Source organism: Streptomyces sp. NPDC018000 (assembly GCF_044328025.1).
GTDB lineage: Bacteria > Actinomycetota > Actinomycetes > Streptomycetales > Streptomycetaceae > Streptomyces.
In genome coordinates this window covers 341859-366701 of record NZ_JBIRGM010000006.1, presented here as the reverse complement: position 1 = coordinate 366701, position 24843 = coordinate 341859, and the positions used below count along the sequence as shown (strand labels likewise).

The following is a 24843-nucleotide window of genomic DNA, read 5'->3' as shown; positions in this document are numbered from 1 at the left end:
GATGCATCGCCGGCCGACGCGGTCGCGGTGCTCTGGGACAAAGCCGTGTCGGCAGGCTGCTGCGTGATCTCCGACTCGGCGTTGAGCAGCAGGCCGTCCGTCGCGAGAGGCACGGCGGGCCGGTACCGGTCGTCCGCGAGGTGCAGCACCACGCCCGACCGCGTGTTCCCTGCCGTGCCCGTTCCAGGAGCGGCGAACGTCAGATGGTTCAGGTCCGACTGGACCACGGTGACCGGGACCCCGAGCACACGGGCCGCGAGCAGTGCCGCCAGGTCTCCCGCGGAGTGGTTCCAGCCCGCGTCCTTGCGGTCGCCGATCTGCCCGTCGCCGGACCGCAGCAGTGTCGTACGGGCCAGCTCCAGGCGCTGGTCGGGGGTCAGCCGGGCGGCCACGGTGTCCGGGAGGCGGCTGCGCGAGGCGGCGTGTTCGGCGGCTTGTGCCTCGCTGAGCACGATTCCCGCGTCGGCCAGTTCCTGTGCGGTGAACCGCTCCTGGGGATCGACCGCGAGGAACTCCGCGAGTTCGTCGCGGTCCGCCGTCAGCCGGTCGGCGAGGCGCTGCCTCAAGTGCTCGACATCGGCGGCGGAAAGACTTCTGCCCGACGCGTGGAGCCCCAGCTCGGCGAGGAGCCCCGGATGGGCACGCTCTACCGCGTCGAGGAGGGACCGGTGGAAGCTCGTACCGATGTCGAGGTGCGCGGGTCCGGTGGAGGGCGGCTCCACGAGGTGGAGGACGCGGCCGTCCGGCGACTTCAGACTGACCGGGCGCCCCTGTGAGTCCTCGCCCTCGGCGGTGTAGGGCTCGGGGGCGGACTTCGCGTCGGCCGGGCGGACGTAGCCCTCGGGTTCGGGCGCGGGGTGCCAGGGGGTGACGACGCGGGGGGCGCTGCCTTCGGCCTGCGGCTCCAGGACCCCTCGGGTGGATACGTCCACCGCTTCGAAGTTCTCCTGCACCAGGGCGAGTTCGCGGTAGTCGGCCGTCAGCTGTGCGACTGCCCGGTCATACACCGACCGCGCGTTCTTCAGCTCGGCATCGACCGCGTCGAGCCGTCCCTCGGTCTCCGCCCGGTCCGTCGCCTTTCGGGCTCGGGCTTCCTGGAGCTCGGCAGCCCTCAGGGGTGACCGCGCGGCCAGTACGGCCTCCAGCGACGACCGGTAGGCGGCGTCCGCCGTCCGCAGGCGCTGCGCCCAGCCCGCCGCCTTGATCTGTTCCCGGCGTACGGCGTCCGTGTCCGACAGCGGCCCGGCGTTGTCGAGCCAGACCTCCGTACGGGCGAGGACGTCCTCCCGCGCGACGAGGCGCGGCGGTCCGGCGAGGTCGGCGGCCGGGCCCTCGTGGGACACCGTGCTTTCAAGGGACACCGGCCCTTCGAGGGCTTCGGTGAGCGGTGGGTATCCGGCGACGGTGGCCGTAGCCTGTTCGGTGGCCGCAGCGGTGGCCGGCTCGCTCCAGGCGACCGGCGGCGTGCCGGAGGGGCGGGTACCGGTGATCGCGTAGTGGTCGACCGCCTTCCAGGCGGCCTCGGATGCAGCGGCGAGGTGCTGCTCGGCGGTCGCGAGGCCGCGGCGATGGTTGGCCAGGTCCTGCTGGGCTTCGGCGTACCGGGAGCGGGCCGTGGCAAGCCTCTCCCGCGCCGCGGCCACGTCCGTGCCGGTGGGAGCCTGCGTCTCCAGGAGGCGCCGGAACTCCGTGTCGAGGGAGGTGACCTCGCTGTCGAGTGCGCGCAGGCGCCGCTCGGCCGTCTCCGCCTTCGTGGCGGCCTCGGTGTACTTCTTGGTCTGCTTCTTGACGGCGTCCGCAGCGGCCTCGACCTCGGGCGGCAGCAGTTTGTGCTCCCGGGCGACGTCGAACGACACCCACATCGTCACCCCGTCCTGCACCGTGTGCTCGACGGTGACCGGCGGCCGGGTCCCGGGCCTGAGCAACGACGGGACGACCGGAAGGTCCGCGATGCGGTGCGATGCCTTCGCCGTCTGGAGTACGTGCAGGGGTGCCTGGATGAGCACGGCGCCGCCGGCGAAGGGCTTGAGCGTGGTCAGCGCGGAGGTCCGGCGGTCGGCGGCACCGCCCGCCGCGTCGGAGTCCGTCCAGCCCGGCACGGTGGCCGTGGCCTGCACCAGGGGCTGCGTCTGGAAGGCCGGTCCCGCGGTCATCGACGGCATGTGCGATTCGGTGGTGTCACCCGTGTAGGTGTCGTTGTCCATGGTCCGCCGGCTGCCGCCGAGTCCCGCGCCCGGGTCCACGGCCAGCAGCCGGGCCCGCGACAGATCGACATCGGCGGAGATCTTCAGCGTCGCGTCCGTCCCGCCGATCGCCGACGTGGTGTCGTGCAGCGTGACGGTCAGGCTGTCGCGGATCATCTGCGGAAAATAGGCGCTCAGCACGTCGGTGCTGATGCCCCCCTTGAGGACTTCACCGGCGGCGGTGCCGGGCCGCGTCAGTACCGTCTTCCGCACATAACGGCCATTGCTGTTCGTGGGCATCTGCGTCGCGGCGTCTGTCGTGGCGCCGCGTCCCTGGACAGCGAGGTCGACGGCGTACGCTGCGGCGTCCCGGAGTGCGGTGATGCCGCCGACGGTGGTGACGACGACACTCTCCGGGCCGGTGGCGAACAGGTTCCTGCCCGCCGCGTTGCGCTCCCGGAGCGCAACGGCCTGGCGCTGATCCGGGGGAAGCAGCATCGGGCGTGCGGCACCCCGGGGTGTGCGGGCCGCCAGCGGTTCGGTCTTCTGCGTTTCCGTCTTCTTCGGTTCGGCCGTCCGGGCTCGGGTTGTCTGCGGTTCCGTCGTCCGGACTTCGGTCGTCTGCGGTTCGGTCTTCTGCGGCCGGGCGAGGCTCAGCGGCAGCACCACCTCGGCTTCGCCGACGGGATACGTGCGAGGGACCACTGTCCCGTCGGGCAGCTCCAGGGTGAAGGTGACGCTGAACGTCGTCCGACCGGTCACCACCGGCCCTTCGAAGGCCACTTGGGCGCTGACGGCGTCGGTGACCGCGTGTGCCAGGGAGGACGAGCGCGTGGACCCGACCCGGTCGTCGAGGGTGAAGCCGCCGCTCCGGAGACCCGCATGGTCCCGGATGGTGGGCACCTCGCCGAGCCGGTAGCCGGCCTCGTACCCGCGCGCCAGCTTCTCCGTGACGGTCTCCGCCGTGGACGTGGGCCGGGTGATCGTGGGCTTCACGTCGTGGCGCAGCGCACCGGGAGTGAAGCCGGACCGTTCCAGGGTCACCGTGAGACTGGCGTCCTTGGCCGGCCCGATCTTGTTCCGGGCCAGACGCAGGGAGGTGCCGCCGTTCTCCATGCCCGTCTGGAGAGCGCGGATACCGGACGGCGACAGGGTGGTCATCTGCCGTGCCAGGCCGCCGAGCTGGTCGGCCAGCAGACTCTTGGGCCCGAGCCAGCTCTTGTGCTGCGGCAGGTCTTCCATCAGGGTGCCCATGAACCGGCTGATCGCCTCGGACATGTCGATGCGGCCGACCGTGAGCGTGGCGTGCGCGGCCGCATCGACTGCGGTGAAGAGCTGCTGGGGCGGCGGAGCGGTGAGACCGTCGTCGAAGAGACCGGCCTTCCTCGCCTCGGCGAGCGGCATCCACACGAGCAGGCCGTCGGGGATCTCCACGACCCGGCCCTGGGGCGGCCGTCCGCGCATCAGTTCCATGGGCGCCTGGAGGAGACCGGACGGCTGGGAGCGGGCCGCGAGGTGCCAGGCCACATCGGCGCCGACCAGGGCCATCGGTCCGGTGTACTGGACCGTGTGGGCCGGGTTCGCCGAGAAGGTCTCGGCCGAGGTCGCGGTGCTGGTGCGCTGGTACGGCGACGCGGTGAGACCGTAGGTGCCGGAGGTCTGGAAAGCGTCGGTGTGCTTGGCCCGGAAGGCCAGCAGGGACGAGATGGCGTGACTGCGGACATGGGCGACCGAGTGTCCCGCGCCGCTGGTGCCCGAGCCGATGTTGGAGAGGGCGAGGTCGCTGGAGTCGACGACGGCGAGCACGCGCGTCGCGCGCACCTGGGGCCAGGCGCTGACCGACGCGGTGATGTCGGTGACGGCCGTCCTCCCGAACAGGTCGCTGACATGCTTGCCCGTCTGCGCCGCGTCGCTGAAGTCCGCCTCGTTGCGACCGCTGGTGAACGCCTCGGCCAGCGCGCCGGAGGCGGGGGTCCCATCGGTCCCGTAGATCCAGGAGTTGCCGGAGACGGAGGCGAGCAGTTCCTTGAGGTGGTGCACCACGACCTCGGGCGAGGTGACGCTCTGCACGGAGTGCAGGCCGCCGAAGAGGGCGTGGGGCGTCCAGTCATCCGTGGAGACGGGTTTCCCGGAGGAGAGCAGTTCGGCCAGAGCCGGGTCCATCGGCACGGACACGGGGGCCGTAACCGTCTCCGGCCGGTTGAGAGGCAGAGTGGAGGGGACGGACAACGACGCGGGTACGGCCAGGGTGACGCGGCCGGTGACGGGGGCCGGGGCGGTCTGTCCGTCGCCCTGCCCTGTGGCCAGGACGTCGACGCTCCCGGCGGCCTGCTTCACGAACCACCGGGTGCTGAGCAGCTCGCCGGTCATGGTCCGCGCGATCTGGCGCGGCCGGGTGAAACTGGTGGCTTCGGCGGTGAAGGCCAGGTCGTACGACCACAGGTGCTGCGACCCGGAGCTGGTGATGCCGCCGTCCGGGGTCAGCGTCGGGCCGTACGTCATGCCGTAGGCGGTCTGCCTGCCGTACCGGTAGCCGATGCTCCCGGTGCCGCCGAAGCGCTCGATCCCGGTCAGTCCCACGTCGACGCCGACCGACCAGCCGTGGGTACGGGTGGTCGCGCTGTCCGCGCGGCGGGTCGACAGGACGTTGTTCGCCAGACCCAGATCGTGGTGGGCACCCACGAACTGACGGTTCGTCGCCTCCGCGCGCACGGTGAGAACGACGTACCGCTTGCTGACGGAGTCGAGCTGCTCCAGCTGGATCCGCAGTCCGGTGCTCGTCAGGCGGTCGAGGGAGCCTTCGAGCACCGTACGGGAGAGTGCCTGGCGCAACAGATGGGTGTTGCGCACCGCGGTGTTGTACTTCCGGTCGCTGCCGCCGTTCCGGTCGCCGTCGACCGCGGTGTCCGGCCGGGGCGGAAGCACCAGGTCGGGGTAGGCGCGGTGCAGCCCGGCCTGGATGCGGTCGACCAGTTCGTCCGTCAGGGAGACCTGGGGCGGAACCGTTTCCGGGTCACGGGTCGCGGCGAGGTCCAGGACCGCGTGCAGGCCGAAAGTCGCCGGATTCGACGGCGACAGATACGCGGGGGCGGGGGGCACCTCGGCGTCCGGGACGGGTGCGGTGCCGTCGTCCCAGCCGGCCAGTCTGCGTGCGTCGGCCCGTGGCAACTGCACGGTGGCGGTGAGGAAGGTGCCTTCCTCGTTCGGGCCGTTCCGGTTGGCCTGGGCGGTCCGCTCGGCCGGCTCGGGCGACTCCCATGCACCGCCCTGCCTGCGCAGCTCGATCCGGAAGCGGACGTCGTAGAGCCCCGAGTGGCCGCGGCTGTTGAGCGTCCGCACGGACTCGGCCGTGTTGCCGCTGTAGCTGCTCTCCGCACGCTGGGTCGTCAGGGCGGCCGATCCCCCGACCTGGAGGTTCAGGGTGCCCGCGGGCTGGAGCAGCGCGAACTGCGGACCGGCGGAGATCCCGACCCCGGCGCCCTGGGTGTTCTTCTTCTCCGTGGTGGCGGTGGAGCGCTGTGCGTCGGCCTTCTTGACCTCGGTCTTGTCGGACGCCTGGAGGAGTGTGGCGTCGACCGGGATCAGCCGGAGCTCGACGGAGCCCAGTGACCGGTTGCCGAGACCGGCGAAGAGCGGGGCGCTGACCACCGTCTCGCCGGAGCTCTGCGCGATCATTGTGCGCAGGCTCTCCTCGCCGAACAGATCGGCCAGTTGATGGCGGAGGAAGCTGCCGGGGGTCGCCTCGGGAAAGTTCGCGAGCGCCCAGTCCAGCAGCCGGGTCTCCGTGGTGACGCTCAGCGGTGCGAGCAGGTGCGGCCGAGCGCCCGGCGCGAACTCGAAGGCGATGGGCAGCCGGTCGGGGATCGCCGGGTCGGTGACGCTGTCCGGGACCCGCCAGGTGACCCCGTCCTGGATGCGGTAGCGCCGCTGCGCGGCGGTGCCGGGCTGCTGCTGGTCCGGGGACAGCTCACGGCCCTTCTTGTCCCAGACGCGCGAGGACTCGACGACGATGTGCAGGTCGCTCACATGCAGATGACTGCCGTCCTTGCCGACCGCGGTCACACTGCTCTGGGCGCGGCTCTCCTGGGTGTACGTGTAGGAGGCCTCCATACGCCGTGCGCTGAGGGACACCGACCCGAACGCACCGACGGTCCCCGCGGAGGGCCCCAGCGGGACCGCCACTCCGAAGGCGCGGGAGGTGCCGAGGGTCTTGGTCTCCGTCGCACCGGGGCGGGTGCGGAGTTCGGTCTCGATCTTGACGGGGGCGTCGGTGGCCTTGGTCTCGGCGGTCTTCGACGCGTCCTTCTTCGACTCGTCGGTCTCGGACTTGTCCGTCTTGAAGGCGTCCGTCTTCGACTCGTCGGTCTTGGACGCGGCGGTCTCGGACCCCTCCGCCTTCGGCTCCTCCGTCTTCGACTCGCCGGTCTCGGAACCTTCAGCCTTCGGCCCTTCCGTCTTCGAGGTGGTCGAACTGCCCTCGTTCCCGTTTCCGTCCTTGTGCGGTACGGACTCGTCCACGGCGGCCAACGCCGACGGCTCGGCGTGGCGGCGCCAGTTTCCGTAGCTCTCCATCGAGAGGGAGATCTCCCGGTGGCCACCGTCCGTGGTCGGCAGGATGAAGGTCCGGGGGCTGAGCAGCGTATGCGGACTCTGGACGAGCACGCGCTTCAACTCGTCGAGCCCGTCGGGGCGCAGACTCCATCGCTTCGCGACGGAGTCTGCCAGCACGTCGGCACCTCTGATGGTGATCCGCCCGTGCCCGTGGCCCTTCATCGACTTCGGCAGCATCGCGTTGTCGTCGAACGTGACGAATTCACTGGACTGCTCCTGGGGGAGCGGATCCACGTCGTCGCTCAGCAGCGGAGGGGCGAAGGCCGCCTTCTCCACCTTCACGCCCGGGTTCTCGATCCGGCGGAACACCTCGTCGCGGCGTGCCTCATCTGTCGTCAGGTCCGGACGGTCGCGGCGTACCCGGTACATCCGCTGCTCGTACTCGTCCGCCGAGAGCGCGTTCAGGGCCTTGTCGCGGGCCGTGGGCTGCTGCACGCCCGACGAGCCTGCCGGTGAGGAGCCGTCACCGCCAGGGCCGCCCGGCGGCTCCTCGTTCTCCTTCACGGGGATGTCGGAGTCCTGGGGCGCGGAAGCCACGGAGCCGGCGTCGTCGGACTTGAGATCGACGTCGTTGTTCGGTTCGGATTCCGACGTGGTCCGCGTGTCGGTGAGGGACTGCGTGTCGTCCTCGGTCTGTGTACGTACACGACGGGCGTTCGGCGACGGCAGGTTGTCCCGCTCCCGCGAGTGAAGGCTGTCCCCGTCCTTCCCCCCGGACTCCGACGCGTCGTCCAGATGCCGCGGAGCCTCCATCAGCTGCTCGCCCGGCTGCACAGGAGCACGCCTGTCCCGTTCGGAGTCGGCCGGCCGCGGGGTCTTCGCCGAGTTGCCGGCACCCTCGTCGACGTTCGTCCGGGAGGCCGGATTGCGCACGGTTGCCGACGGTCCGGCATTCGACGGGCCCGACGTGTGTGTCAGGTCCGCGTCCTGGATGTCCGCGCGCTTCTCCGACACGGCGTCGTCCACCTTGGGGGTACCGGGCTCATTGCCGGTCGTGACCAGGTTCCGCAGGCGTTCCACCAGCGTGCGGGCGTCGTGGGCAGCCTGTTCGCGTACCTCCTCGGGCAGCTTGTCGAGCGAGCGGTCGATACGGCGGTCGAGGTCCCGCAAGCGGTCCGGAGCACGCAGTTCCTGTTCCAGGCGCTCCCGCCCCTCCCGCCTCAGCTCCGCCGTCTCGGCGTCGTAGCTGTCGAGGACCCGGTCGATGGCCTGAGGGTCGCCCGCCGCCTCGTCCAGCCTGTTCTGCCATGCGGTGCGGCGTTCGGTGCCGCGCTCCGCTCCCTGGGGGTCGCCGTCCGAGATGGCCTTCAGCCGCCGGTCGCGCTCCAGCTGTGCCATCCGGTCGAGCTGTTCCCGCTCGATGGCCTGCCTCGCCGTGTCGTCCTCACCGTTCGCGCGCCGGTCTTCCCACTGCTGCCGCTCCTCGCGCGACATCCCAGTGTCGTCCGTACCCTCGAGCAGCCGGTCGAGCCGCTCCTCCAGGATCCGGTCGTTCTCCGCCCGGTAGTCCTCGGTCCGGTCCCGGCCGGGACCGCCGTCACCGTCCTGCGGCGGGGGCAGCTCCGAGGACTCCTGCTGGTGGCCGCCCTCGCGCATGGCGTCCAGCCTCGCCCGGAAGGACGCCAGTTCGGCCTCCCTGCCGAGGGTGACCGTACGACGTTCGTACTGCGCGTCGAGGTCGCTTCCCCGCCCCGGTCCTTCGAACCGGTTCTTCCAGGTGGCCAGCTCCGTTTCGGATGCACCGAGATCCCGCAGGGTCGCGAGCCGTCGCGACGTCTCCAGCTCGGCGTCGTAGTCAGCCTGCACTCTGCGGAGATCCTCGGGGGTCGCCGCCTGCTCCCTGCGGTCCTCCCATTCGAGGAACCGCTCGCGGCCCATGCCCGCTTCTTCCGCATCGGCCCGCCGGTTGTCGGCCAACTGCTTCCGGAGCGCCTCGGGGGTGCTGTCGGCGCGGGCGCTCAGCTCGGACCCGAGGGTGCCGAGACGGTTCTCGAAGTCGTCCAGCAACTGGGTCGTCCGACGGGGATCGCCGGCGAGAGCCGACTGCTCGATGTCGAGGGCATGGCGCAGCCACTCCGTTCGGCGCATTCCCAGCTGCGCGGCCCGCGCCTCGTATCCGCCGTCCATGTGACGGCGGAACTGCTGGAGGCGTTCACCGAGGCCGTGCACAGCGACGAGGTCGCCGAGTTCCCGCAGGCCGTCGGCGGCGTCGGCGTGCCTGCCCGCCCAGGCGTCATCCCGGATGCGCTCGCTCAGCCGCTGCCGTGTCTCTCTGTCGACGCCCAACCGCCGGGCATCCGCCAGCAGGGCGTCGGTCTCCCGCTCCACGTCCTTGGTCAGCCTGCGCTGCTCGGTGGGAGTCAGGCCCTCGGGCACGTCGGGCAGCTGCTCCAGCCGGCTCACCGGATCGTCGGAAAGGCTGCCCAGTTCGTCGAGGCGCGCGATCAGCGCATCGACATCGCCGTCGTTGTGCACGTCGAAGCCGTCGCGGAAGGGCAGTTCGTCCTGCGACTCCGTACGGAGAGGATTCGGCGATTCCTCGGTGGCCGGTCCCTTCCCGTCGCTCTCGGTCCGCTCCGTGTCCGGCCGGCTCCCGGCCGGGGGCTCGGTGCCGGGCGGGGCCTTGGGAACGTCGGGGAACACGAGGTCCGGCTCGTCCGCCGTGAAGGGCTGGGCACCGGGTTCGTTCTGAGGGACGTCCGGGAACACCACATCGAGCCCGTCCGGGGACGGAACTGTGGGTGTCTGCTGCCGTGGTCCGCCGGGGGCGGTGCCGGCACCCGACGCCGTGGACACGGTCGGTACGGGGCGCGGCGGCGGTACGATGCCGGCCGCGCCGTTGTACGGGAGGGCTCCGTCGCCTTCGATACCCGTCGTTGTGCCGTCGGGCTCCAGCCCGTCGGCTCCCTCCTCCTCCAGGGCCGCACGGTACTGCTCACGGAGCTCGTCGACCCGTGCGGGGCGGCCGAGGCCGTCGGAGTCGCCCTCCCGCAGCTTTGCCATCCGTGCCGCCAGGTCGGCGTCGGAGTCCGAGTCGTCGGAATTCTGCCGGTCCTTCAGCCGGTCCAGGCGCTCCTGGAGGCGATCGAGGTCGTTCGCGGTCCGGTTTACCGGCCCGGAGTCGTCGGACCTACTGGACGACCCCACGCCCGCGCCGTCGTCGGACGTCTGCAGAAGGTCGTTCCGCGGTACGTCGGGCAGGTCCGCCAGGAGCCGCTCCGCCTCCGGCGACAGCACCGTGCCCAGCGGGGTATCGGGTACGTCCGGGAGGCCGTCCAGAAGCGTGTTCACGTCCGTGAGCTCCTGCGTCACGTTCTCGTGTACCTGGTCCGGGGAGGGCAGCGTCTCGGGTACGTCAGGGAGGCTGTTCAGCAGGAGGTCCAGCTCCGAAAACGAGTCCGGCGGGACGGGGGGCTCGGGTGTGAGGGAGTTGGTGGTCGAGTCGCCGGAGTTGTTCGTCGTGTAGCTGTTGTTCGAGTTGTTGGTCTCGTTCGTGTTGTTCGTGAAGTGGCCGTCGTTCGTGAAGTTCGTGTCGTTCGAACTGGTGGCGAAGGAAGGGGCGGACGCCCCGGACACGTCGTACGGTGCGGCGTTCCCGTCGTCGTCGCTCGAGTACAGCGTCCTGCTGTCCGAGAAGTCGTCCACGTCCAGGTAGTACAGGCTGTCGCCGTCCGAGGCGTTGTCGTCGCCGCTCCGCAGCGAGACGTTGTCGGAACCGGAGTCCGAGGCCGAATCCGTGAGCGTGCGATTGTCGGCGTCGTTCCCCGGGTCGGAGCCGTCGCGCACCGTCGTGTGCGACTCCGTGCTCGGACGCGACGCGCCGGACGGCGGCGTGGGCGAGTCGGACGAGAAGACCGGGGGGCGCGGCGGCGGCGCGGCCGGGGGGCCCGAGACCGCGTGGCGCACGGCCTGGAAGCCGTGGGCCACTCCCCGGCCCATGACGCCGCCGGCCGCGCCCGCGGCCGCGGTCCAGCCGCTGACCGTGAACTTGTGCTCGGGCCCGAAGATCAGGTTGTACATGCCCTCGGTGACCACGGCGTGGCCCGATTCACCGGCGATCTCGCCGACGAAGTTACCGATCCGGAAGCCGATGTTCCCTTCGATGTTCTTGCTGATGGTCTGTACGAAGGAGCCGGGCAGGTCGTGCGAGAGCGCACGTACTCCGTTCTCCCCCAGGTCCTTCACGTACGGCTTGAGCGCGTCGTCCAGCGAATGGGTCAGACCCTGCCAGTCGGCCTTGCCACCCCAGTTCTTGACCAGCGCCTCGCCGTAGTCGCGGCCCAGGTTCCGGGCGGTCTCATTGCCGAGGGAGTCCCCGAGGTTCTTCTCGAAGGCGTTCGCGAAGTCCTTGACGACCTCCCGGCCGACCGCTCCGGCGGCCGCCCCCCTCGCACCGTCCGCTCCCACATGATTCAGGGATTCGTTGGTCCGGCCCATGATGTTGCCCAGGCGCTCGCCGAGCTTGCGGGCGGACTCCTCCGAGATCGCCTGGCCCGCGGCGCCCGCTCCGGCCCTGCCGCTCGCTCCGGCCGCGCCGTCACCCGCGGCGCCCGCCCCCTTGCCCAGGCCCGCTCCTGCGGCACCCGCGCCCTTGCCCGCACCCGCACCCGCGCTGCCGGCGCCTTTTCCGGCGCCCGCACCCGCAGCACCCGCGCCCTTGCCCGCGGCACCGGCGCCCTTGCCCGCGGCACCGGCGCCCTTGCCGAGACCGCCCGCACCCGCGCCACCCGCGCCCTTGCCGAGACCGCCCGCGGCCTTGCCCGCACCGCCCGCGGCCTTGCCCGCACCGCCCGCGGCCTTGCCCGCACCGCCCGCGGCCTTGCCCGCACCGCCTGCGGCCTTGCCCGCACCGCCTGCGGCACCGCCCGCGCCCTTGCCGCCCCCGGCCAGCCCCTTACCCAGCACGTTCCCCGCGTCGTTGCCGAGGATCTTTCCCAGGCCCTTGCCGGTCAGATTGCCGAGCAGTTTGCCGAGTCCGCCGCCCAGCAGCGCGAACGGCCCGCCGAGCGCACCGCCGATGGCGGCGAACTTCGCGGCGTCCGCGGTGAAATTCTTGTTCCACTCCGTACGGTCGCCGCGGCCCATCTGGGTGAGCTGGAGGATGGAGTCGAGCAGCAGGCCGCCGACGAGGCCGGTGACGGTCTGCATGATGATCTGGGCCAGCAGGAACTTGAGGATCAGCATCGCCATGGAACGGAACGCGGCGATCGCGGCGGCCGCCCAGATCTCGGACAGCCCGGCGGTCACCGGCATCAGAGCCTCGGCCAGGGCTATCTGCACGACGAGCAGGGCCAGTTGGCCGAAGATCATCCACTTCGTGTACTCGATGTCGGCGGCGGTCTTGTGGGCGTTCTTCGACAGCTTGATGGCGTCCTCGTAGGCCCGTTCGAGGATGCTCTCGTTGCCGTTCGTCCTCTCGACGAACTGCCGGGCGTACGTCACGAACCGCGTCGCGGTCTCGCCCTCGAAGTCCTCGTCGACGCGGCCGACGACCTGCCGCAGAAGCTCCTCCACCTCACGGAACTTCTCGGCCATCTGGCGATACTCGTCACTGACCACCCGCAGGGAGTCCTCGTTCGCCTGCGGGAAGGGCATGCCGGTCAGAGTCTTGAGGAGGGTCGCCCAACCCTCGGAAACCTCAATCGCCATTGTGTGGTGCCGCGTCTTCGGGGTTCGGCCGGCTCAGCCGGCGGCAATGTGGTTGGCGTCGTCCTCGGCGTCGTTCAGGATGACCGAGGCGTTGTTGCCGCTGATGCCGACCATTTCGAGCAGATCGGAGAGGCCTTCGAGGCCGTAGGTGAGCCCCTTGCCCGTCGAGTCGACGAACTTGTGGTACTCCTTCGCGTACACATCGTCCTTGCCGCCCGCGGTCCTGTTCTCCAGGTTGATGTGGTCGTTGAGGACGCCCAGTTCACCGACGATCCTTGAGATGGCGCCGAACTGGGTGAACCGGCGCGGGAGATCCCCCGGAACGCTCAGGGTTCCGTCAACCATAGAACTCGTCCTCCTCGCCGCGGTTGCCGGACGGCTTGCGCCCGCCGCCCAGCACCGTCTCCGTCAGCCCCTCGGGCTGCATCGCGCGCAGCGGAGCGAGCAGATCGTCGAGCTCACCACCGCCGAAGAGTCCGCTCGCCAGATCCTCCTGACTGCCCATCAACGGACGTACCGAGCCGCTGACCTTGGAGTTCATCTCCGTACGTGCCGCGTTGACCGTAGTCTTCAGCACCTCGGCGAGCTGGGCCCCCGGCATCGTGCGGTAGCCCTCGGTGTGGAACTTGAAGGAGAGGATCTCGCCGTGGGCGTTGACCGAGGCGGTCACCATCCGGTCCTTGGAGGTTGCCGAGGCGGACGCTCTGGCCAGTTCCTCCTGGACCTGCTGGATCTTCTTCGTCTGCTCCGCCAGGCCGGCCATGGCCTCCGCGAGCTGTTCCTGGAACGACACCATCAGTACTGCTCCTCCTTGCCTTCCGCCGCCGCTTCCAGCACGTCGACCGCGCGGGACAGGTCGTCTACGGACAGCCGCAGAGCAACGGGGCCCGTCGGGTTGAGGTACAGGTCCTGGCCTTCGGGTACGAGTGCGAACGCCTCCGAGACGGGCAGCACCCGGTGGGCGAGCGCGCCCGCCCGCTCCAGATGGGCGGGCGCGGTGAACACCGGCACCACCGGGTCGCCGTCCGGGGTGCAGGCGCTGACCGCGCCACCGCCGGGGGCGGTCAGGACGGCCAGTTCGGCCGTGACCACGGCCAGGGCGACGCCCTCGACCGGGCCGTAGCCGGTGGCCGCGAGCTGCATGGCGGCATCCACGTCGTCGGTCGGTTCGGGCCAGCCGAGCATGCCGGGAGACGGCCGGTACTTGTCGTTCCGCTGCCATTCGACGATCTCGCCGTCGGCGTCGGAGCGCCACTGCCCGATCACCGCCCACAGCGGCGGTTCGCCTTCTCCGCTCCACGCGGGGTCCACCGTGCCGAACCAGTGCTCGGGTGCGGTCCGCGCCGCCGCGCGGATGTCATCAGGCACCGGCGGCATGGCGGAATCCTCGCTACCGGTGGGTATCCCGCCCGCTTCTGCACCTGCGGAACTCATCGTCCGATCACGCCCGTTCCGGCGTCGGGCTCGGTGCCCCACACCTCTTCGTCCTCCGAGAGCCATACGTTGCGCTGCCGGTCACCGCCGTTGCCTCCGCCACCCGGGGCACCACCGCCGCCGCCCATGCCCATCGGCGGCATGAAGGGCATGCCGGTCCCCGTCCCGCCCCCCGCTCCGCCCCGCCCGAGGGCGCCGAGCGACTGGGTGGACACTTTGCCCTGTGTCGGCGGGACAGCCGGGTTCGCGGGCAGCCCCATGGCGGCACGGGCGCGGTTGCTGAGCCCGGACACCACGGAGGTCGGCTCGCGGATCGCGTTGCCGTTGCTGTCGACCATCCTGCGGAGATTCTCGGAGGCTCCCTTCGAGCCGCCGAAGTGATCACCGCTCGACGTGGATGGACGGCGCTGACCGTTCAGCAGTTCGTCGAGCGTCTTGGGGTTGCGGATCTTCAGGTTGTTGCTGCTCTCGGTGATGTGCTTGCCCTGCGGGTCGCTGATGGTTCCGTCGGCGTTGATCCGGGAGCCGGGCGGAACGGTGAGCTTCCCGCCGTACATGTTGGTCAGGGGCTTGCCGTCCGCGCCGATCAGGTTTCCCTGGGCGTCCACCCTGGTGCCCTTGGGGACGATGATGTTGCCTTCGGCGTCGACTCCGAGGCCCCGCGGCGGGTTCCCCCCTGAGGTGGAGCCGTTCGGAAGCGTCGGCGGCTTCGGGCCGGCGGGCGAGATGATCTTGCCGCCGGGGCCGATGGTGGAGCCGGGCGGCACGACCAGGGGCCTGCCGTCCGCACCGAGGACCGGCTTGCCCTTGGAGTCGGTGACGGCTCCGGTCTTGGGGTCGATGCGCGAGCCGGCCGGCAGCCCGCCGCTTCCCAGGGGGTTGCTCGTGCCGGAGGTGCTGCCATTGGGGCCGGTGATCGGATTCGGACCGAGGCCGAAGCCGCTCGTGCCGGGGCCATTGGACGAGGACTCGCTCCCGCTCGGCCCCGTCACCGGTGGCGGGCCACCGAGGCCCAGATCCCCGCCGCCGCCCCCGCCCCCGCCGCTGGCTCCGCCTCCGTCACCGCCCGCGCCGTTGCCGAACATCTCCTTGAACTTGTTGAGGAATTCGTCGGTACCGCCTGTGCCACCGTCACCTCCGGCACCCGCGTCACCGTAGAAGTCCTTCTGCTCCTCGGGCGTCAGCGAGATGGTGAACGTCGGCTTCACGACGGAGTTCGCGTCGGAGAGCGTCCCGCTCGCCTTGTCGTAGGCAGTCGCGAGTTCGAGCATCGTCTGCGCGGACGCGTCGTCCAGCCCGGCCTTGACTTCGGCGAGCCAGCTCAACTTGGCTTCGCCTTCCACACTTTCGAAATCCAGACCGTCGACCGTGTCCCGGTACGCCGAAGTGAAGGTCTTGGCTCCCAACGCCTTCAGAAATTCGGCGCGGAGGTGGGTGAAGGGCATGGAGGTGGGACCTGCTTCGCGGGGCGTCTGTCCTGCGACAACGGGCACAACCTCCCGCTTTTCGAACCAGTCCCAGGCATTCTTCGCCAGAACATCTATGGTCGCCTTCAGCTTGGTACCCACGGCGTCCAAGTCTGCCTTGATGGCACCGCCCATGTAGAAGGACTGTGTCTCCAGGAGGGAACGCTTGACCGCCAGGAGCACGGCTTCGAAGAGAGCCGCGGACTTCCCTTCGAGCTCCTCCGAGCCGTTCCCCACGCTCTCGGCCCACTTATTGAACTCGACCGCCCAACCGCCGGTCCACAGATCCAGATTGTTGAACACGTCGGCTGCTTTTTTGGACATCAGCAGGTTGGTGTCCTTGTTGGTACCTGCCCAAATGGAGCCGAAGATGGCCCCAGCGGCCCCCGTGAAATCACTCAACGGCCCCGGGCCGTTGCCGAATTCATTCCAGTCATATCTGAATCCGAAAACGAGGTACGGCTTGTCCGATCTGGAGGCAAAATAGTATGCCTTATACGAGTCGAACATCCAGTCCTTGCCGTCGCTCCTCGTAGCGGTATCGGACCAGGCCCCGTTCACCGCTTTGGTGATCCACCGCTTGGACCCGGGCCCCGCCACAAGATTCCGGTCCGGAAGCTTGGTGGTGCCGTCGTGAAACATGGCGAGGATTTCCTCCCACTTGGCCGGCATCCCGGGGGGCACCGCGACCATGGTTTCACTTTCCCTTCGGGGTCAGGATCTCGGAGAACTCGTCGGCAAGGGCACCACCGATGCTCGTCGAGTCGTCCTCGGCGTCCTTGTGCTTGGCCTCGACGTCCCGCAGGCTGGCCGAGAAGTTGTTCAGGAGCGTGATGGCCGTCTCGTACCGGGTTCGCATGCTCGCGCGATACGTCTCCAGCTGACCTTCCAGCGCCTTCGCCTGTGTGCACTTCTCGGGGATTCCGATGGCGAGCGGGATCTTCGATCCCAGGCTCACATAGTCCGGCTTGACCGTCAGGTCGCGGCGGAACCTGGGAATCTCCTGGTTGGCGTACCTGAGATAGACGCCGTCGGTCGACTGGAAGATATCGCCCGGATTCTCGTCAGCAGCCATGCTCACACCTCACAGAAGTCGGTTCGGTCGGTCGGGTCAGCTGCCCTGAAGGTTGTGCAGGCCGCGGCCGCCGTCGAGGTCCCCGTCGATCTGCCGGGCGTGCATCCGCTGGAGAGTCGTCCGGGCGACCCCGTACTGCTCGTCGAGCTGCAGCTTGATCCGGCCCAGCTCCGCCTGGAATTCCTCCCAGGAGGTACGGGTCTGACCGGTCAGGGTGTCGCGCAGCGCGCCGAAGTTCTTCTCCATCCAGGCGAGCGCCTCCTTCATCTCCTGCTGGGCCGCGTCCATGTTCTTGACGGCGTCCAGGACCCCTTGGTGGCTGATCTTGACGGACATGGCGGAACTCCTCGTGAGGCGGTTAAGAGAGCGGGGAAGGAAAGGCGGGGAGAAAGGCGCAGAAGGTCACCCGGGGTTGATCGTGCCGGCGATACCGGCGGCGTAGCCCTTCGCCTCGTGCTCGGCGTCCGTGAGGAGCCGGTTGGCCATCGCGGTGCCTTCGCGGAAGAACTGGGTGCGCTCCATGACCCGTGCGTGCGCCCTGAGCCACTCGTCGATGCCCGCCGCGTGGGTCTCCGAGGAAACCGCCTGGTAGGCAGCCCGGACCTGACCCTGGATGGTCCTGACCTTGCGGCCCGCCTCATCCATGTCGCGAAGGTGCTGGTCCAGCGTCTTCAGCGTCTCGAGCATCGCTGTTTCATCGTTGGACAGGCCGTCGGCCGAGTTGACGTTGAAGCCGGAGACATCAGTCATGGGGGTCCTCCTGGACACTGCGGGAACACGGCGGCACCACGGGCGCACGACAGGCCGACCACACCGGAATCACGCCCTCCGAGAGTCGACGGATCATCAGGTTAATACGCCGTACGGGATCTTGGAACGAAAGTTCCCCGACGATCCGAATGTTCATCTGCGATACATGCGTGAGCTGCGGAAACGCCGGGGAAAGCGTGTACCTCCCGGCCCTCCTATCCTCAGAGAAACCTCAATTCTCTTAAAAACGAGGGGAATCGGCTATCGGGGCATCGTGTTCTTCGACACTTCCACGAGTCCCTGGGCCAGCAGGGCCGTGTCGTCCAGCGCGGGCCCCGACGCGAGCATCCCGAGGACACCGGACGGGATGGGCACGGACTGATCGGCTCTGTACCCGAGCCGCTGGAGTCCCTTCTCGCCCCCGGGGACCGGGTACTTGGCACCCGACTCGGTGACCAGGTAGTAGGCCGTGCCGGTGCCCGCCGAGGAGAGTGCCGTGACGAGGGCTCCGCCTTCCGGACGTACCGCGAACAGGTCGGCGGCTCCGGAACCCGCCGTGATTCCGGGCTGGTTGGACACCGCCCGGCCGCCGACCGCGTCCGCGCGGGGCAGGACGACCGAGACCGTCGGCCTGCCGTCCGCGGTGCCGACGACGGCACAGACGCCCTCCCCCGCGCCGACCGGGATGGGCCTGGGCAGACCGGTCGGGACCCTGCCGCCCCCGGCTCCCACGAGCCGGGTCGCCTTCGGGTCCTGGTGGCGCGCCAGGTCGTCCGGACCGATCTTCTGGAGTACGACTGTTCCTCCGGCGTAGGCGGTCCGCTGGGTACGCGGATCGCCCTTCAGCAGTGCCTCCTCCAGCGCGGTGACCTTGGTCAGCCCGCGCTCCGTCAGCAGGTAGTGGCCGCCTGAGCCGTCGAAGAGCTGCCCGATCCGTGTCGGGCGGCCGGCCAGTGAGGGGCCCGCCTTGCCGCGTCCGGACACTTCCGGCACCGCCAGATCCGGGCCCGCCGGCAGGGCGTTGAGGAACGCGTCCGGGACCGGATGCGCCCCGTCGGGGTCGTAACCCAGTGCCTGGACCGCGTAGTTCGCGGTGTTCAGCCGCAGCCGGGTGCCGTGCCAGAGGAGGTACGTGGTGCCGCCCGGGACGGTACGGACCAGGGTGGCCCCGTCCGAGGTCACGGGCCTGCCGCTGGCGGTCAGGCCGACGGCCAGGGTGAGGAGCGGCTCCGAGGCGGCGTCGGGCCGGGTGGCGCACACCGACCAGGCCTCGCGGCTGAGCGCGCCTGCCTGCGGCAGCGGGTCCGGCGCGCCGACGATGCCCAGCGTCGCACCGCGCGGGGCGTCCTCGATGGAGGCGGGCTTGACGCTCACCACCTTCATCCGGTCACCCGCCAGCAGTCTGGCCGAGGTCTCGTTGAGGACCGGGTGGAGGACTCCGTCGAGCGTGAGGTAGCGGGCGCCCGAACGTTCGTCGAGCACCAGCGTTCCGGTGGCCTTCCACGCGTTCGAGCCGCCGGGCACCACCAGCCCGTACACCGCGACGATGAGCGCGGCCAGGGCCGCGACCACGAGGCCGATGACGAAGCCCTTCGTGGTCCGCCGGTGTGCGGACTCGGGGGCGTCCGGGTCGTCCCGGAGCATTCCCAGTGACAGCCGGCTCATGACGAACATGTGCGCGTGGACCTGGTCCCGCCTGGACTGCATTCCTTGCCTTTCCGACCGGGCCTCGGCCCGGCGCGCGAGGGCCCGGGGTACCGCGGCTCTCGGCCGCCGGACCCCGGGATCCGCCGGCTGTCCGGCGGCGGCCGCCGGACAGCGGGCTCAGCTGTTGAGGCCCCGCAGGTACTGGTAGAGACCGGCGACGAACAGGGCCAGCGGGACGAGGACGATGGCGAAGAGCAGGTGGAGCAGGTCGACCGCGCGCCCCCAGTAGGGCACCAGGCGACGGCCGGGAAGCGTCCAGCCCGTGATGGCGAGCACGGCCGCGACGGCCAGCAGACCGGCGAGCAGCAGCGGCCGTGACCCGTCGTCGGTCCGCAGGACCAGCTGCACCGTCAGCAGTACGGACCCGTAGGCGGCCGGCAGGACGACGGCGAGACGCTGCCAGGTGCCGCCGATCGCCCGTGCGTGCGTGAACATCAGCGCGCACAGGACCGCCGCCAGGGTGAGCGGTGCCCAGGACGTCTCGAACGCCAGCGCCGTGAGGCAGCCCGCGGCCACCAGCCCGGTGGCGCCGTAGAGGCCCGTGAGGTAGCTGTCGGCGACGGCGCCGCGGGCGGCGATCCGCTCGTCCGGGGTGGGCTCGATGCCCTCCTGGAGCTGGCCCGCGTTGGTGGGCAGCAGCGGCACCTTCAGTCCGGACAGGCGGAACGCCAGGGACGGCAGGAAGTGTCCCAGCAGGACGACCGCCAGGATCAGCGGGGCGGCCGTGCCGGTGGCCGGGACGCCGAAGAGCATCACGGCTCCGCCGACCGCCCCGAGGACCGCGGCCAGGGCAGCGGCCAGGAACAGCGGGGCGCACGCACCCACGGCGGCCAGTGCGAGCACGGCGGCGCCGGCCGCCGCGGAGCAGCCCGCGAGCAGCCGGGCGCCCAGTTCCGCGTCGGAATCGGCCCCTTGGGGCACCAGAGCTCCGGCCAGGGCGAGGTAGGGAACGGCCGCCGCGCCGAGCGCGGCGCCCGCGCCGACGTCGCCGACCGCCCGTGAGGCCGCCGCCGCACCGGCCAGCAGGAGCATCGCGGTCGCCGCCGCGCAGACCGTCCTGAGCCCCGTGGAACCGGGCAGCAGCAGAAGCAGCAGGCCGGTGGCGAGGGTGCTCAGGGCGAGCGCGGTCATGAGGTGGTGCGACCACACCGGCCGCCAGGAGTCGGGGCGTTCGCGCAGCCGGCTGGAGAGCCCGTCGACGAGGTCGTCGTAGTGGATCTCGGGGAGGGCGTCCCCGCGCAGGCGCAGATGTACCGTTTCGCCGTCGTGCAGGCCGAGGTCGCCGAGGGTGTTCTCGTCGTCGAGGGGTTCCTGGCCGAGGCGCTGGAGCACCCAGCCGCCCGCCTGCGCGCCACGTTCGTAGAGGTCGGTGCCCCCGTGGTCGACAATGGTCGGCATCAGATCGGCGAGCACGATGTCGGACGGTACGGCGAGTTCGACGGAGCGGTCGGGCGTCAGCACCGTGAGACGGCACAGAGGTGCCGCGGATATGTCGGTCAAGCGCGTTTCATCGCCTTCCAGGACAGTGGTCGACGCGGTCGGATTGATCACATTAACTTGTGCGTGCAGTCTGTACGTTGTGGGGTGTCGTCAAGATCAGCGGCCCCGTCCCCGCCCGTTACCCGGCCTGCACTCCCGCACCGTCGGCCGTATTACCGGCATTTGACGTTCTGTCATCCCGAAGAAGCGTCACGGCAACCGCCGGCACCCCTCAGGAAGGCGATTCCCTTTGAGCGTGGTCCTCTTCAAGAGGCCTCCCCGGCGTCTTGGCCCCGAGATGCCCCATGGCGAACTGAGCCTCCAGGAGCCGCCCACGGTGCCGGAGACGCAGAGCGCGATGGGCAACATGATCACGTACATGCCGATGGCGCTCAGCTCGCTCGGCATGGTGCTCATCTTCCTGCGTCCCGGCAGTGGCGGCGGCCCCATGATGTACGTCGCCATCGGCCTGATGGCGCTGTCGGCCGTCGGCATGCTGGTCTCGCAGATCGTCCGGGCTTCCGGGGACCGCAAGCGGGCGCTGCTCGGTGAGCGGCGCGACTACATGCGGTACCTGTCGATCAGCCGCAGGCGCATACGCAAGGTGATCACCCAGCAGCGGGAGGCGCAGGCGTGGTCGCACCCGGACCCGGCATCCCTGTGGAGCCTGGTGCCGACGGCCAGGCTGTGGGAGCGGCGGGCGGCGCACGCGGACTTCGCCGAGGTGCGGATCGCGGTGGGCGAACAGCAGTTGGCGACGAAGCTGACACCGCTGAGCACCAAGCCGGTCGAGGATCTGGAGCCGCTGTCCGCGCACGCCCTGCGGCGCTTCATCAAGGCGTACGGCACGGTGCCCGACCAGCCGGTCGCGGTCTATCTGCGTACCTACGCACGCGTCCTGCTCCAGTCCGAGGAGGAGGCCGCGCACGCGATGGTGCGGGCCCTGCTGGCCCAGCTGAGTGTGTTTCACGCGCCGCAGGACCTGCGGATCGTGGTGCTGGCGGACCTTGACCGCCGGGGCGCCTGGGAGTGGGTGAAGTGGCTGCCGCACGCCCAGCATCCGACGGACGTCGACGGCGGGGGCCCCGTGCGGCTGGTCACCGATTCCGTCCTGGGTCTCGAATCACTGCTCGGCGAGGAACTGACCGGCCGGCCCGCATTCGAGACGGACGCCGTCCCGAGCACCGAGGAGCCCTACTGCGTCGTGGTCCTGGACAGCGCCCGGACGCCCGCCGACTCCCGGCTGGCCACCGACGGCTACCGCAACACGGTGACGCTGGACGTGTCCGGCTCCCTGCCCTGGCGTCAGTCCCGCCACACCCTGCGGCTGCGGATCGCCGGGCAGCAGCTCCAACTGGTCAGCACCGACCGGTCGGGGAAGGAGACCACGTCCGCGCTCGGCAGGCCCGATGTGCTGGGTCCCCGGCGGGCCAGGGCACTGGCCACGCAGCTGTCCCCCTATCGGATGGGCATCACCACGGACAACGGTGAGGCACTTACCTCGGACGTGCAGCTGACGACCCTGCTCGGCCTCCCCGACCTGCACACCGTCGATCTGGACGCCGTGCGCGACGACCGCAGTGAACGGGCCAGGCTGCGAGTGCCGCTGGGGCTCGCCGGTGACGGCAGCCCGGTGGAACTGGACATCAAGGAGGCGGCGCAGGGCGGTATGGGCCCGCACGGCGTGCTGATCGGCGCGACGGGTTCCGGCAAGTCGGAGCTGCTGCGGACCCTGGTGCTGGCGCTGGCGCTCACCCACTCCTCGGAGAAGCTGAACTTCGTCCTCGTCGACTTCAAGGGCGGCGCCACGTTCCTGGGCCTGGACGGTCTGCCGCACACCTCGGCCGTCATCACCAACCTCGCCGACGAGTCCTCCCTGGTGGACCGCATGCAGGATGCCCTGCACGGTGAGCTGATGCGCCGCCAGGAGCTGCTGCGCAGCGCCGGGAACTACACGTCGGCGTTCGAGTACGAGACGGCGCGGGCGGCGGGGACCGATCTGGAACCGCTGCCGACGCTCTTCGTGGTGGTCGACGAGTTCAGCGAACTCCTCTCCGCACACCGTGACTTCATGGATCTGTTCGTGATGGTGGGACGGCTGGGCCGCAGTCTGGGGGTGCATCTGCTGCTCGCCTCGCAGCGGCTGGACGAAGGCCGGATGACCCAGCTGGAGTCGCATCTGTCGTACCGGATCGCGCTGCGGACGTTCTCCTCGATGGAGAGCCGTGGCGTCCTGGGTGTGCCGGACGCCTACCAGCTGCCCTCCGTACCCGGCAGCGCCATCCTGAAGAAGGACACCGGGACCCTGGTCCGGTTCAAGGCCGCGTACGTCTCCGGGCCGTATCAGGGCGCCCGCAGGGTCGGCGCGTCGGCCGTCGCCGGTCAGGTGGTCCCGTACCGCACGGAGTGGACCGCGCCCCGGCTCCCCGCGCCCGACCCGGACCCGCAGCCGGTGGCGGAGGAGGAGAGCGAGGAGTCCCTGCTCGCTCTGGCCGTGTCCCGGATGCGGGAGGGCGGCAGGCCCGCGCACCGGGTCTGGCTGCCGCCGTTGGACAGCCCTCTGTCGCTGGACGTCCTGCTGATGGGGGTGGAGCCGCACGCCGAGCGGGGTCTCACCACCATCGATCCCGAGCTGCACGGCCGGCTGACGGTGCCGGTGGGCATCATCGACCGGCCCTTCGACCAGAGCCGTGAGCCCCTGGTGGCCGAGCTGTCCGGCGCGGGCGGGCACGTCGGTATCGCGGGCGGTCCGCAGAGCGGCAAGTCCACACTCGTACGCGACCTGATCATGTCGCTCGCCCTCACCCACACTCCGCGCGAAGTCCAGTTCTACTGCCTGGACTTCGGCGGAGGTTCACTCGGTTCGCTCCGCGACCTGCCCCATGTGGGCGGCGTGACGGGCCGACTGGACCTGGAGCGGGTGCAGCGCACACTGGCCGAGGTGCACGGACTGGTGGCCCGGCGCGAGAAGCAGTTCGCCGAGCTGGGCATCGACTCCATGGCGATGCTGCGCGCCCGCCGGGCCGCCGGTGAGATGCCCGACGAGCCGTACGGCGATGTGTTCCTCGTCGTCGACGGCTGGGGCACGATCCGCCAGGACTTCATGGACATCATGGACACCTTCACGGCGCTGGCGGCGCGGGGCCTCAACTACGGTGTGCACCTCATCGTGGCGGCGGGCCGCTGGTCGGAGATCCCCACCGCGCTGCGGGACCAGCTCGGCACCCGCTTCGAGCTGCGACTCGGCGACAGCATGGACTCCATGATCAACATGCGGGCCGCCGCGACCATCCCCAAGTCACCCGGCCGCGGCATGACCGATTCCAAGCACCACTTCCTCACCGCTCTGCCCCGGCTGGACGGCGAAGACAGCTCCTCGGACCTCGGGGCGGGCGTCGCCGACGCCGTGGCCCAGGTGGCCGAGCACTGGCAGGGCCCGCCCGCACCCGCGGTCCGCACCCTGCCGTCGGTCCTGGAACCCTCCGAGCTGCCCGGCGCCGAGGTCGGCGCGGACGGCGATCTGCGCCTGCCGCTGGGCCTGGAGGGCAACCAACTCGACGTCATGTGGCACGACTTCGCACAGACCGCGCACCTGGTGGTGGTGGGCGACGCGGAGACCGGCAAGACCAACCTGCTGCGCTCGGTCTGCCGGGCGGTCACCGACCGCTACACCCCCGCCGAGGCGCGGGTGTTGCTGATCGACTACCGGCGCGGGCTGCTGGAGAGCGTCCCCGAGTCGCATCGGCTGGGCTACGCCGTCTCCGTCGACGTACTCAAGCAGGCGGTGGACGGCGTCGCGCGAGCCATGAAGGAGCGCCTGCCCGGCGCGGACATCTCGCCCGCCCAGCTGAAGCGGCGGGACTGGTGGAGCGGCCCGCGGGTCTTCCTGGTCGTGGACGACTACGACATGGTGTCCGGCGGCAACATGAGCAACCACTTCGGGCCTCTGCTCGACTACCTCGCCCAGGGCGCGGAGCTCGGTCTGCACCTGATCGTGGCACGCAGCGCCAACGGCGCGGCGCGGGCGATGAACGACCCGCTGCTGCGCCGGCTGCTGGAGGTCAACACGCCTGCCGCGCTGCTCTCCTGCCCGCCCTCGGAGGGATACCTGTTCAACGACACCAAGCCGAGGCAGCTGCCGCCCGGCCGGGCACAGCTGATCACGCGCAGGGGTGTGGTGCAGGTACAGACCCCGCTGCTGCCGGACCCGGAGGGCGAGGCCTAGGTATGTACGCGAAGTCCCGTCCCGCCCACATCATCTACCGGGCGTACGACGGGACTTCGCGTGCACGGCCGGACAGGATTCGTCCGGCGCACTGCCCCTGGGTGCTGCCGGCGCGGTCCTGCCTGCAGGCTGTCCCGGTCGGGATGCCGCCGCGAGGTGGAGGAGCTGCGAAGCCCGCGGACCGGGACGGGCGGGAGGTCAGGCTCGTCAGCGCACGGCCCGCCGGTGCCGCCGGGCCCCTGCCGCTGCTTCCCCGTGGCTGCG

The 24843-nt window shown here is 70.4% G+C and carries 10 protein-coding genes and 1 pseudogene; 1 reads left to right on the top strand and 10 read right to left on the bottom strand.

Features of this window, described 5'->3' with window-relative positions:
* The 10 genes and pseudogenes from ACH4EW_RS17635 to eccD form a co-directional block, all read right to left on the bottom strand.
* A pseudogene (locus ACH4EW_RS17635) lies at positions 1-12389 on the bottom strand (hypothetical protein); the annotation flags it as partial.
* A gap of 87 nt (positions 12390-12476) precedes the next feature.
* Positions 12477-12788 (bottom strand): hypothetical protein, encoded by a 312-nt coding sequence (locus ACH4EW_RS17630; protein ID WP_398257632.1) that lies wholly within the window; start codon positions 12786-12788, stop codon positions 12477-12479.
* Positions 12781-13239: a YbaB/EbfC family nucleoid-associated protein gene (locus ACH4EW_RS17625; protein WP_398257630.1), complete on the bottom strand. Its 459-nt coding sequence runs from the start codon at positions 13237-13239 to the stop codon at positions 12781-12783. Before ACH4EW_RS17625 ends, ACH4EW_RS17630 begins: the two co-directional genes overlap by 8 nt.
* Positions 13239-13820, bottom strand: a complete 582-nt coding sequence (locus ACH4EW_RS17620) for a type VII secretion system-associated protein (RefSeq protein ID WP_398257627.1) — start codon at positions 13818-13820, stop codon at positions 13239-13241. The genes ACH4EW_RS17625 and ACH4EW_RS17620 overlap by 1 nt, the downstream gene beginning before the upstream one ends.
* A 53-nt stretch (positions 13821-13873) precedes the next feature.
* On the bottom strand, positions 13874-15667 hold the full coding sequence (locus tag ACH4EW_RS17615) for a hypothetical protein (protein WP_398257624.1): 1794 nt from the start codon (positions 15665-15667) through the stop codon (positions 13874-13876).
* 373 nt (positions 15668-16040) lie between these two features.
* On the bottom strand, positions 16041-16418 hold the full coding sequence (locus ACH4EW_RS17610) for a hypothetical protein (protein ID WP_398257621.1): 378 nt from the start codon (positions 16416-16418) through the stop codon (positions 16041-16043).
* Between the two features lie 36 nt (positions 16419-16454).
* Positions 16455-16754, bottom strand: coding sequence for a hypothetical protein (locus ACH4EW_RS17605; RefSeq protein WP_398257619.1), 300 nt, complete (start codon positions 16752-16754; stop codon positions 16455-16457).
* A 66-nt stretch (positions 16755-16820) separates the two neighbouring features.
* Positions 16821-17168, bottom strand: coding sequence for a hypothetical protein (locus ACH4EW_RS17600; RefSeq protein WP_398257616.1), 348 nt, complete (start codon positions 17166-17168; stop codon positions 16821-16823).
* Positions 17169-17429: 261 nt separating this feature from the next.
* Positions 17430-18875 (bottom strand): type VII secretion protein EccB, encoded by a 1446-nt coding sequence (gene eccB / locus ACH4EW_RS17595; RefSeq protein ID WP_398257613.1) that lies wholly within the window; start codon positions 18873-18875, stop codon positions 17430-17432.
* 117 nt (positions 18876-18992) lie between these two features.
* A complete protein-coding gene (gene eccD / locus ACH4EW_RS17590) occupies positions 18993-20375 on the bottom strand; it encodes a type VII secretion integral membrane protein EccD (protein WP_398257611.1) in 1383 nt (460 codons plus the stop codon).
* Between the two features lie 277 nt (positions 20376-20652).
* Between eccD and eccCa the strand changes: the two genes are divergently transcribed.
* On the top strand, positions 20653-24579 hold the full coding sequence (eccCa, locus tag ACH4EW_RS17585; RefSeq protein ID WP_398257686.1) for a type VII secretion protein EccCa: 3927 nt from the start codon (positions 20653-20655) through the stop codon (positions 24577-24579).
* The last annotated feature ends 264 nt before the right edge of the window (positions 24580-24843 follow it).